At 38.7% G+C, this 12,538-nt stretch carries 9 protein-coding genes; all 9 read left to right on the plus strand.

Going from position 1 to position 12,538, the window contains the following annotated elements; all coding sequences use genetic code 11:
• Nucleotides 1–5 precede the first annotated feature (5 nt).
• The 9 genes from rseP to LDX58_RS05540 all read left to right on the plus strand — a co-directional run bounded on the left by rseP (nucleotide 6) and on the right by LDX58_RS05540 (nucleotide 12,516).
• The gene (gene rseP, locus LDX58_RS05500) at nucleotides 6–1,262 is read left to right on the plus strand and encodes an RIP metalloprotease RseP (RefSeq protein WP_227935842.1); all 1,257 of its coding nucleotides are present in this window, start codon (nucleotides 6–8) and stop codon (nucleotides 1,260–1,262) included.
• 261 nt (nucleotides 1,263–1,523) lie between these two features.
• On the plus strand, nucleotides 1,524–3,233 hold the full coding sequence (locus tag LDX58_RS05505; protein WP_227935843.1) for a proline--tRNA ligase: 1,710 nt from the start codon (nucleotides 1,524–1,526) through the stop codon (nucleotides 3,231–3,233).
• A 111-nt stretch (nucleotides 3,234–3,344) separates the two neighbouring features.
• Nucleotides 3,345–7,646 (plus strand): PolC-type DNA polymerase III, encoded by a 4,302-nt coding sequence (locus LDX58_RS05510; RefSeq protein WP_227935844.1) that lies wholly within the window; start codon nucleotides 3,345–3,347, stop codon nucleotides 7,644–7,646.
• 256 nt (nucleotides 7,647–7,902) lie between these two features.
• Nucleotides 7,903–8,373, plus strand: a complete 471-nt coding sequence (rimP, locus tag LDX58_RS05515) for a ribosome maturation factor RimP (protein WP_227935845.1) — start codon at nucleotides 7,903–7,905, stop codon at nucleotides 8,371–8,373.
• A 49-nt stretch (nucleotides 8,374–8,422) separates the two neighbouring features.
• Complete coding sequence (nusA, locus tag LDX58_RS05520; protein WP_227935846.1) at nucleotides 8,423–9,538, plus strand: transcription termination factor NusA; 1,116 nt, start codon at nucleotides 8,423–8,425, stop codon at nucleotides 9,536–9,538.
• 18 nt (nucleotides 9,539–9,556) lie between these two features.
• Complete coding sequence (gene rnpM / locus LDX58_RS05525; RefSeq protein WP_308017458.1) at nucleotides 9,557–9,829, plus strand: RNase P modulator RnpM; 273 nt, start codon at nucleotides 9,557–9,559, stop codon at nucleotides 9,827–9,829.
• Complete coding sequence (locus tag LDX58_RS05530) at nucleotides 9,826–10,128, plus strand: YlxQ family RNA-binding protein (protein ID WP_227935848.1); 303 nt, start codon at nucleotides 9,826–9,828, stop codon at nucleotides 10,126–10,128. The genes rnpM and LDX58_RS05530 overlap by 4 nt, the downstream gene beginning before the upstream one ends.
• 16 nt (nucleotides 10,129–10,144) lie before the next feature.
• Entirely contained in the window at nucleotides 10,145–12,238 is a 2,094-nt protein-coding gene (gene infB / locus LDX58_RS05535) for a translation initiation factor IF-2 (RefSeq protein WP_227935849.1), read from the plus strand.
• Complete coding sequence (locus LDX58_RS05540) at nucleotides 12,235–12,516, plus strand: DUF503 domain-containing protein (protein WP_227935850.1); 282 nt, start codon at nucleotides 12,235–12,237, stop codon at nucleotides 12,514–12,516. Before infB ends, LDX58_RS05540 begins: the two co-directional genes overlap by 4 nt.
• Nucleotides 12,517–12,538: the final 22 nt, after the last annotated feature.

Raw genomic sequence — 12,538 nt, forward strand, 5'->3', positions numbered from 1 at the left:
AATCGATGGAAACTTTATTATCAGTCATTATCATATTTGGTCTTCTTGTGTTCATACATGAATGGGGACATTTATACTTTGCAAAACGAGCAGGAATCTTGTGTAGGGAGTTTGCGATTGGATTTGGCCCGAAAATTTTTTCTTGGAAGCGAAATGAAACAGTTTATACCATCCGACTTCTTCCATTGGGTGGTTTTGTACGAATGGCTGGGGAAGACCCTGAGATGGTTGATATTAAACCAGGATTTGAAATTGGACTTGTATTTAATCAAAAACGTAAAGTAAGTAAAATTATCGTTAATAATAAGTCGAAGCACCCTGATGCCTTTGTTGTACAAGTAGAAAAAATAGATCTAGAACATAACTTAATTATTGAAGCTTACAATGATGAAGGAGAAAGAATTCAGTACCAAGTCGATGAGCAAGCTAAGTTGGTTCAGGACGAACTAGAAACACAAATTGCTCCTTGGAATAGACAGTTTGGTTCAAAGACAGTTGGCCAACGTGCGTTAGCTATCTTTGCTGGTCCCTTAATGAATTTTGTTTTGGCTGTCGTTATTTTAATCGCTTTTGCTTTATTTCAAGGTATGCCAGTTGATGAAGCTCAAGTTGGTGATGTTTCACCTGATAGCGCAGCATCTGAAGCTGGATTATTAGAAGGCGATCGAGTTATCGCAATTGAGGGTCAGCCGATTGATACTTGGAATGAAATGACAGATATCATTCAAAAAAATCCGAAAGAACCTATAGTGTTTGAAGTAGAACGTAACGGACAACAAGTGACAATACCTGTTACGCCCGATGAGAGAGTTGGACAATTTGGTGATTCCGAGGGATTCGTAGGGATTGCTAGACCGACTGAATTTTCTTTACTTGGATCTATCGTATTTGGTTTCACACAAACGTACGCATTTATGTCGATGATTTTTGAAGTGCTTGGGATGATTGTAACTGGCCAGTTTTCTTTAGACTACGTCGCAGGACCTGTAGGTATATACAATTATACCGGGGAAGCAGCAGCAATGGGGATTTTCGTTTTAATGCAATGGGCGGCCGCTCTTAGCGTTAATTTAGGAATTATTAACTTATTGCCTATCCCAGCAATGGATGGAGGTCGCCTAATATTTATTGGAATCGAAGCAGTTCGCGGTAAACCAATGGACCCTCAAAAAGAAGGCCTCGTTCATTTTGTTGGATTTGCTTTACTTATGCTTTTAATGATTGTTGTAACATGGAACGACATTAATAAATTCTTTATGTAAGAGAAAGTTCCAAAAGGTCGAACTTTACCTTTTGGAACTTTCTCGAACAATGAGCGTAGCCACTGCAAGGTTTTAAGCCTTTCTGAGCGGGGTTCTTAGAAGGCGCGCAGTGAGCGAAGCCATTGATAAAACCAAAAGGTCGAACTTTACCTTTTGGAACTTTCTCGAACTTTACCTATTTGAACAAGCTCACATCTTTGAGTGAAGTTGCAGTCTGAACAACACTCTATACGAAAAGAAGAGTTGGAAAGGACACTAACAATGAGACAACGCACTTATTTAACACCAACATTAAGAGAGATCCCAGCCGATGCAGAAATCAAAAGTCATCAGCTGATGCTACGAGCTGGTTTTATTCGACAAACCGCATCCGGCATTTATTCATATTTACCATTAGGTAACCGAGTACTTCGTAAAGTGGAGGAAATTATACGTAGTGAAATGGATTTAGCAGGTGGACAAGAAGTTCTGTTACCAGCCATCCAACCCGCAGAACTTTGGGAAGAATCGGGACGACTAGGTGATTATGGTCCTGAATTAATGAGGCTCAAAGATCGACACGGTCGTGATTTTGTTCTTGGAGCGACTCATGAAGAAGTCATTACGACTTTGGTTCGTGATGATGTGCAAACGTATAAAAAGTTACCGATAAATTTATATCAAATTCAAACAAAATATCGTGATGAGCGTAGGCCTAGGTTTGGAGTGCTTCGTTCTCGTGAATTTATTATGAAAGATGCCTATTCTTTTGACACATCAAAAGAAGGACTAGACAAAAGCTACCAAGCGATGTATCAAGCTTATCAAAACATTTTTACAAGATGCCAGCTAGATTTCCGTGCAGTTGAAGCTGATTCAGGAGCAATTGGTGGAACGGATACACATGAATTCATGGTTCTTAGTGATATCGGAGAAGATACGATTGCTTATTCAGACTCATCTGATTTTGCTGCGAATGTTGAAATTGCACCAGTTTTTGCGAAGCATGATAAATCTAATGAAACTCCATTAGAACTTGAAAAGATTGATACACCAAATATAAAAACAATAAATGAATTAACGGCTTTTCTAAACATTAAGGCGGATGCTTCAATAAAATCGCTGCTGTTTATGGTCAATGAAGAGCCTGCTCTCGTATTAGTTCGTGGAGATCACGAAGTCAATGAGATCAAGGTGAAAAATGCATTTAATAAAGCAACGGTTGAGTTAGCAACTCCTGAGCAAACGGCCGCTATCTTGGGGTGTGAAACAGGTTACATCGGTCCTATTGGAATTCCTGATGGAGTTATTGTGATTGCTGATAAAGCTATAGAAAGTTTAGTTAATGGTGTTTGTGGTGCTAATGAAAAAGACAAACATCTTAAAAATGTAAATCCAGAACGTGATTTAAAAGTTAGTCGTTATGAGGATTTGAGATTAATTCAAGAAGGCGACCCTTCTCCTGATGGCAAAGGTACGATTCAATTTGCAATGGGAATTGAGGTTGGTCATGTATTTAAGCTAGGTACAAAATACAGTGAAGCTCTTGGTGCGAAATACCTTGATGAAAATGGTAAGTCACAAACAATGATTATGGGTTGCTATGGGATTGGGGTAACAAGAACGATTGCCGCAATCGTTGAGCAAAATCATGATGAAAATGGCATTGTCTGGCCTATATCAGTGGCTCCATTCGATCTACATCTAGTTACGATTAATGTGAAAGATGAAGGTCAAAAGCAACTTGGGGAAGAGCTTTATCAATCATTGACAAATGAGCGATATGACGTTTTATACGATGACCGACCAGAACGTGCTGGTGTTAAGTTTAAAGATTCAGATTTAATTGGCTTACCTGTTCGAGTAGCGATAGGGAAGAAAGCCGCTGAAGGAATTGTTGAAGTGAAAATTCGTAAAACGGGTGAGATGTTTGAAGTTCATATTTCTCAGTTAGTGGATAAACTAAGAAACATCCTTTCTGAATTAAACTAATTCCTTTATAATGAAGAGATGGTATCTCATGTAAATGAGGTACCATCTCTTTTAATAAGCCGAAATTCGATTTAAAATAGAGACATAGAAAGTTATTGGGGGGATGTATACATGTCACAAGATGAACAGCTCAGGAAAGAGCGACTTCAATTACTTCTCCAACAGTTACAAATGCCTGAACAAGTAGTTCAAGCTCATTTCCAGGAAGCGAAGATAAGAAAGCTGGTTATTTCAAAGGAAAAAAGAGCTTGGCATTTTCATATTGAGTTACCAGTCGTGGTTCCTGCAACCATTTATGAACTTTTCTCTGAACGACTTCGTATAACATTTGAGCACATTGCTGCCGTCTCGTTTTCGTTTCATTACGAAAATACGACGTTGCAGGAAGCTGGTTGGATTGAATATTGGCCTTTAATTATTTCAAGGCTTTCAAATATATCTAATGGTATTAGAGAGTTATTAACAAATCAATCACCTTCGTTCGATGGCAAAAGACTTGTCATTCAAGTAAGAAATGAAACAGAAGCTGTTGCGTTGAAGCGTAAATTATCGGAACCATTCCAAGAAACTCTTTCTAAATTAAGTTTGCCATCGATTAAAATGGATACTGACATTCGAGAATCAAAGCAAGAGTTTGAGAAATTTGTTGAAAAACGGGATGAAGAAGATCATTCAAAGGTTGTTGAAGCCATTTTAGAGAAGAAAAAAGCAGAGAATCAAGCTGAAAAAGAACTTAGTGGTAAGCCGCTAGTGATAGGTTATCCAATCAAGGATGATCCAATGCCACTTGAAGCAATTGTGGATGAAGAAAGACGTGTTACTGTACAAGGTCTTGTATTTAATGCAGAAACACGAGAGCTTCGCAGTGGTCGGACTTTACTAACCTTTAAGATTACTGATTATACCGATTCAATTCTTGTAAAAATGTTTTCTAGAGATAAAGAAGATGTTCCTCTCTTACAAGCCATTAAAAAGGGTATGTGGGTTAAGGTTCGTGGAGGCGTACAAAACGATACATTCGTTCGTGATTTAGTTATGATTGGGAATGATGTCAATCAATTAAGTCCGGTAGAACGAGCTGATACTGCGGATGAAGCAGAAAAACGAGTCGAGCTTCACTTGCATACGACTATGAGCCAAATGGATGGAATTGTTTCGGCGGGTAGATATGTAGAGCAAGCAGCCAAGTGGGGACATCCTGCTGTAGCCATTACTGACCATGGTATTGTACAAGCATTTCCAGAGGCGTATTCAGCAGGTAAAAAGCATGGTATTAAAGTTCTTTACGGCCTTGAAGCAAATGTGGTAGATGATGGTGTTCCTATTGTCTATAATGAGGCACACCGTTTGTTAATGGACGAGGAATATGTCGTATTCGATGTTGAAACTACAGGTCTATCGGCTGTTTATAATACAATTATTGAACTTGCAGCTGTGAAAATAAAAGGTGGAGAAATTATTGGGAGATTCGAATCATTTGCCGATCCTCACGAACCACTGACGAATTTGATTATTGAATTAACGGGTATTACCGATGATATGGTTAAAGGACAACCAGAAGTAGGAGATGTTCTTCGAGACTTTAAAGAATTTACAGGTGATGCGATTTTAGTAGCCCATAACGCTAGTTTTGATATGGGTTTCTTAAATGTCGGATACCAGAAAATCGGTTTAGAAGAAGCAAAGAATCCGGTTATTGATACGCTTGAGTTAGGTCGTTTTTTATATCCAGAGTTTAAAAATCATCGCTTAAATACGTTGTGTAAAAAGTTCGATATTGAGCTGGTTAGTCATCACCGAGCGATTTATGATGCAGAGGCAACAGGCTACTTGCTTTGGAAAATGGTCAAGGATGCGAATGAACGAGAAATTGAATATCATGACCAATTAAATGAGCATATGGGACAGGGGAATTTCCATCGCCAGCGCCCGGCCCATTGTACAATTTTGGCGCAAACACAAGAAGGGTTGAAGAACCTCTATCAGCTCGTATCGATGTCACATGTCGATTACTTCTTCCGAACACCGAGAATTCCAAGGTCTCAACTCTTAAAGCATAGGGAAGGATTATTAATAGGTTCTGCATGCGATAAGGGAGAAGTATTTGAAGGGATGATGCAAAAGTCCCCTGAAGAAGTGGAGGAAATCGCTAAGTTTTATGATTATTTAGAGGTGCAACCTCTTGCTAATTATCAACATTTACTTGAGAGAGAACTAGTGAAAAATGAAGAATCTTTACAAGAAATTGTTTCAAATATAATTGAACTAGGTGGAAAGTTAAATAAACCAGTTGTAGCCACTGGTAATGCTCACTACCTTGACGAAGAAGATTATATCTATCGTAAAATCTTAATTGCTTCACAAGGTGGTGCAAATCCTCTTAATAAACAGACTCTTCCTGAGGTCCATTTCCGTACAACGGATGAGATGCTAGAAGCTTTTACTTTCTTAGGTGAAGAAAAGGCCAAAGAGATCGTTGTAACAAACACGCAAAAAGTAGCGAACCTAATCGAAGAAATCCATCCAATTCCAGATCAATTGTATACGCCTAAAATTGAAGGAGCAGATGAAGAAGTTAGGGCGATGAGTTACAATCGTGCAAGAAGTATATATGGTGAAGATTTGCCAGAAATTGTTGAGGCCAGGATTGAGAAAGAATTAAAGAGTATTATTGGCCATGGATTTGCCGTTATCTATTTAATCTCTCATAAGCTTGTTAAGAAATCTTTGATTGATGGGTATCTAGTTGGATCTCGTGGATCCGTTGGTTCCTCTCTTGTAGCAACATTGACAGAAATCACGGAAGTTAATCCATTGCCTCCACACTATGTGTGTCCAAACTGTCACCATTCTTATTTCTTTAATGATGGTTCTGTCGGATCTGGTTTTGACTTACCAGATAAGGATTGTTCTGAGTGTGGAACCGCTTATGTAAAAGATGGTCAAGATATTCCTTTCGAAACGTTTTTAGGATTCAAAGGAGACAAAGTACCAGATATCGACTTAAACTTCTCAGGTGAATATCAACCAAGAGCGCATCATTACACGAAAGAATTATTCGGTGAAGAATATGTGTACCGAGCTGGAACTATTGGTACGGTTGCTGAAAAAACAGCCTATGGCTATGTAAAAGGGTATCAAAATGATCATGATCTACAAATGCGTGGTGCTGAAATTGATCGACTCGTTTCTGGATGTACAGGGGTCAAACGAACAACGGGCCAACATCCAGGGGGAATTATTGTTGTCCCTGATTATATGGATATTCATGATTTTAGCCCAATACAATTCCCGGCAGATGATAAGAATTCAGAATGGAAAACGACTCACTTTGACTTCCATTCTATTCATGACAATCTTTTAAAGCTAGATATTCTAGGACATGATGATCCGACAGTTATTCGGATGCTACAAGACCTTAGTGGGATTGATCCGAAAACGATCCCGACAGATGACCCTGAAGTGATGAAGATCTTTAGTGGCCCTGATGTGTTAGGGGTAGATGAGGAACAAATTATGTGTAAAACTGGAACGTTGGGGATCCCAGAATTTGGAACTAGATTTGTTCGTCAGATGCTTGAAGAAACAAAACCAAGTACGTTCTCGGAACTTGTTCAGATCTCTGGTCTTTCACATGGTACCGACGTATGGCTTAACAATGCAAATGAGCTGATTTATAACGGAACGTGTGAATTAAAAGATGTAATTGGCTGTCGTGATGATATTATGGTTTATCTTATCTATAAAGGATTAGAACCTTCATTAGCTTTTAAAATTATGGAATCCGTTCGTAAAGGAAAAGGACTTCCACCAGAATGGATAGAAGAAATGAAGAAGCAAGATGTCCCTGATTGGTACATTGGATCCTGTCTAAAAATCAAATATATGTTTCCTAAAGCCCATGCGGCTGCTTATGTATTAATGGCTGTAAGGATTGCATATTTCAAAGTACATCATCCCATTTTATATTATGCATCTTACTTTACTGTTCGGGCCGATGATTTTGACTTAGATACAATGATTAAAGGTTCAGCTCCGATAAAAGCAAAAATTCAGGAAATAAATGCAAAAGGTTTGGATGCTGCACCTAAAGAAAAAGCGGTACTTACTGTCCTTGAACTTGCTTTAGAAATGTGTGAAAGAGGCTTTTCCTTCCAAAAGGTTGATCTGTATCGTTCAAGCGCAACAGAATTTATCGTTGAAGGAAATTCTCTCCTTCCACCATTTAATGCTATGACTGGGGTAGGTACGAATGCATCTCTTAATATTGTCAAGGCAAGGAAAGAAAGAGAATTTTTGTCAAAAGAAGACTTGCAACAACGTAGCAAATTAACGAAAACGGTACTTGAACATCTGGATGAACATGGGTGCTTAGAAGGTATGCCCGATTCTAACCAGTTATCATTATTTTAGTTAAAGTGTGCCTCTAAGCTTGGTCTCTAAAGAGCTTGAGGGCATGGTAGTTTTGTTGCAATGAATAGCAGAGTATGGTATTGTGTTTATGGTAATACTTAGAATATGGTAAACAATAAGAGTGGGGGAACCCACTCTTTCGTTGTTCGCTCTACTTTATTTTTGTTTAAAGAGATGTAGCTAAAGACAAGCCTTTTTCTAGTCAACAGTTACTACATTTATATATTGAATAGTAGAACAGCGAGGAGGGTACAGAGTGAGTACGAAAGTAACTGATGTAACAAGCGAGCTGGTAACACCTATACTAGATGAACTACAGCTGGAGTTAGTTGATGTTGAGTTCAAAAAGGAAGGACCTAATTGGTTTCTTCGGATCTACATTGATTCTGAATCAGGAGTCGATCTTGAGGATTGCGGACAAGTGAGTGAAAAGTTGAGTGAAAAGCTCGACGAATTAGATCCTATTCCACAAGCTTATTTTCTCGAGGTTTCTTCTCCAGGAGCAGAACGACCATTAAAGAAAGAGAAAGACTTGCAAAAGGCTATAGGTAAAAATGTTTACATTTCAACATATGAGCCAATTGATGGTGAGAAAGCTTTTGAAGGCAGGTTAATTAGTTTTGATGGTGAGATCCTAGAAGTAGAAGTAAAAATTAAGACACGTAAAAAAGTTTATTCGATTCCATATGAAAAAGTAGCAAACGCAAGATTAGCAATTATCTTCTAGATCAAGACGAATGAATGGTCTTGGCAATTGAAAGGGGGAAACAGAATCCATGAATAGCGAATTTATGGATGCATTAGCAACGTTAGAAAGAGAAAAAGGGATAAAAAAAGATATTATCATTGAGGCAATTGAAGCTGCCCTTATCTCTGGATACAAACGAAATTTTAATCAAGTTCAAAATGTACGTGTTGATGTGAATAGAGACAACGGAAGTATTCGTGTCTTTGCAAGAAAAACAGTAGTTGAAGAGGTATTCGACGCTAGACTCGAAATTTCAATAGATGAGGCACAAAAAATCAATCCAAGTTATGAGGTTGATGATGTTGTTGAAATCGAAGTGACACCGAAAGATTTTGGTCGGATTGCGGCCCAAACAGCGAAACAAGTCGTAACACAACGTGTTCGCGAAGCGGAACGTGGTATTATTTATTCTGACTTTATCGATCGTGAAGAAGATATTATGACAGGGATTGTTCAACGTCAAGATCATCGGTTTATTTATGTGGACCTTGGAAAAGTGGAGGCATTATTACCACTAAGTGAACAAATGCCGAATGAAACCTATAAACATAATGACCGTATTAAAGCTTATATTACTAAGGTGGAAAAAACGACAAAAGGACCTCAAATTCTCATCTCACGTACGCATCCAGGTCTTTTAAAACGACTTTTTGAACTTGAAGTTCCTGAAATCTACGATGGAACAGTTGAAATTAAATCTGTTTCACGTGAAGCAGGAGACCGCTCTAAAATAGCTGTTCATGTTGATAACCCTGAGGTAGATCCTGTCGGTGCTTGTGTTGGACCTCGTGGTCAAAGAGTTCAAACGATCGTTAATGAACTAAAAGGTGAAAAAATTGATATTGTACGTTGGTCTGAAGATCCGGTTGAATATGTGGCTAACGCGTTAAGTCCTTCCAAAGTACTTAAAGTCAATGTGAATGAAGAAGAGAAAATGACTCAAGTCATTGTTCCTGACTATCAATTGTCGCTTGCAATTGGCAAACGTGGGCAAAATGCCAGATTAGCCGCAAAGCTTACAGGCTGGAAGATTGATATCAAGAGTGAATCAGATGCAAGAGAACTTGGTTTACTGAGTGATGAAGACGAGGTTTTAACAGATGCATCCTCTGAACATGTGTTTGTTTCAACAGAAGAAGAATAGAAAAAGGAGATGGAGCAAGTGAAACAGCGTAAAGTTCCTCTTCGAAAGTGCATTGTAACAAATGAAATGAAGCCTAAACAAGACTTGATTCGAATTGTTCGTTCACCAGAAGGAGAAGTCTCTATTGATTTGACTGGAAAGAAGAACGGCAGAGGGGCTTATATTAGTAACAATGATGAAAGTTTTGAATTAGCTAAAAAGAAAGATATTTTATCTAGGCAATTACAAGTCAAAGTAGATCCTGAAATTTACGATAAATTGCATGAAGCTAGTAAGCGGAGCCGCAAATGATCGCTAAATGGATTTCATTACTCGGACTCGCAGCGCGAGCAAGGAAACTAGTAACAGGGGAAGAGCTCGTCTTAAAAGAGGTCAGAAAAAAAACAGTGAAGCTTGTTCTTCTGTCATCTGATGCTGCAGAACAAACAAAGAAAAAGGTATTGGACAAATGCGTTTATTACAATATACCGGTTCGGATAGTGTCTGATCGAGCAACGTTAGGGCAAGCTATCGGAAAAGCGGAAAGAGTCGTCATTGGGATAATGGATGATGGATTTGCGAAGAAAATGAACGCATTACTGGACCAATGATTCTGGAGGTAAATACATGAAAAAAATGCGAATATATGAATATGCAAAAGAAAAAGATGTGGCAAGTAAAGTAATTATTGATAAGTTGACTGATTCAGGTTTTTCTGTTTCTAATCATATGTCAGTGATTGATGATAAGATGATGGAAACGTTAGAAGGCACTAAATCAACTTCTAATGTTGCTACTGATACGAAGAAAAGTGATAATCGTCCTCCTAAGCAACAAAAAAATGACGGAAAACGCAATCATTCAAAGCCATTTAACAACAACAATAAAGGTCAACAAAACCGCGGAAATAAACAACAACGTGGTGGTCAAGTACAGCAAAGACAAGAGCCGCCTAAGCCTAAACCACTTCCAGACAAAATTACGTACGAAGGTTCATTATCGGTTGGAGAATTAGCAAAGAAGCTACATAAGGAACCATCTGAGTTAATTAAAAAATTAATGTTCCTTGGCGTAATGGCTACTATTAATCAAGAATTGGATAAAGATTCAATTGAATTGATTGCTGGCGACTATGGTGTTGAAGTTGAGGAAGAAATTGTTATCGATGAAATGGATTTTGAAAGTTATGTGGATGAAGATAAAGAGGAAGACTTACAAGAGAGACCTCCTGTCGTAACAATTATGGGTCACGTTGATCATGGTAAAACAACGTTGCTTGATTCTATCCGTCACACAAAAGTTACGGAAGGTGAGGCTGGAGGCATCACGCAACACATTGGTGCATACCAAATTGAAACGAACGGTAAAAAGATTACATTCCTTGATACACCTGGACACGCGGCTTTTACAACAATGCGTGCTCGTGGAGCTCAAGTTACCGATATTACGATTCTCGTTGTCGCTGCAGATGATGGTGTTATGCCACAAACAAAAGAAGCGATCAGCCATGCAAAAGCAGCCGGTGTACCAATTATTGTTGCGGTGAATAAGATTGATAAAGAAGCTGCGAATCCAGATCGTGTCATGCAAGAATTAACAGAATTTGAGCTTGTTCCTGAGGCTTGGGGTGGAGAAACAATTTTTGTTAATGTTTCAGCTCTTGCTGGAACGGGTATTGATGAACTTCTTGAAATGGTCCTTCTTGTATCTGAAGTGGAAGAATTAAAGGCAAACCCTGATCGATTAGGTCGTGGAACTGTTATTGAAGCAGAGCTTGATAAAGGTCGAGGAGCTGTAGCTACGCTTCTTGTACAAAGTGGAACACTAAAAGTTGGGGATCCGATTGTTGTTGGGGCATCATTTGGACGTGTTCGTGCAATGGTCAATGATCTCGGTCGTCGTGTGAAACAAGTCGGACCATCTACACCTGTTGAAGTTACAGGTCTTAATGAAGTTCCCCTTGCTGGTGATCAATTCCAAGCATTTGCTGATGAGAAAAAAGCTCGTCATATTGGTGAGGCTCGATCTTCTCGTCTACGTGAAGAAAACCTTGCTGAGAACTCAAAGGTCAGCTTAGATGATCTCTTTAACCAAATTCAGCAAGGTGAGGTTAAAGATATTAACATTATTATTAAAGCAGATGTTCAAGGTTCTGTAGAAGCTATGCGAGGATCTTTAGAAAAGATTGATGTTGAAGGAGTAAAAATTAACATCATTCATACTGGAGTTGGTGCCATTACTGAATATGATGTAATGCTAGCATCTGCATCAAATGGAATTGTTATTGGATTTAACGTTCGTCCTGACGTTAATGCCAAACGTACAGCTGAAGCTGAAAAGGTAGACATCCGTCTTCACCGTGTTATTTATAATGCGATTGATGAAATTGAAGCAGCGATGAAGGGGATGCTTGATCCTGAATTCGAGGAAAAGGTAATTGGTCAAGTTGAAGTTAGAGCGACTTTTAAAGTATCAAAAGTTGGTACAATCGCTGGTGCATACGTTACTGAAGGTAAAGTGACTAGAGATTCTACAGTTCGTCTCATACGTGATGGAATCGTTGTGTATGAAGGTTCAATTAATGCACTTAAACGCTTTAAAGATGATGCAAAGGAAGTTGCAGCTGGTTACGAGTGTGGTATTACGCTTGAGAAATATAACGATATTAAAGAAGGCGACATCATCGAAGCATACGTAATGGAGGAAATTGAACGTAAATGATCATAGGTTTCGTGCGTCTTGAATTACTGATTTATGATGCTCAATCTTTAAAAGAAAAGCGTTCAGTTTTGAAAAGTCTTCAAACTAGATTAAAGCAACGATTCAATATTTCCGTTGCTGAAACTGATCATCACGATGTTTGGCAACGTGCTGAGCTAACGATGGTGACTGTCTCTAATGACCGTGCTATTTGTGAACGAGAATTGCAAAAAGCACTTGCCTTGATTGACAGCCAGCCTGAGGCGGAAAGAACGGTCACAGATTATGAATGGCTGTAATGCAAAAGAGCAGAGGTGAAAG

The organism is Alkalihalobacillus deserti (assembly GCF_020734105.1).
Taxonomy (GTDB): Bacteria; Bacillota; Bacilli; order Bacillales; family Bacillaceae_D; genus Halalkalibacter; species Halalkalibacter deserti.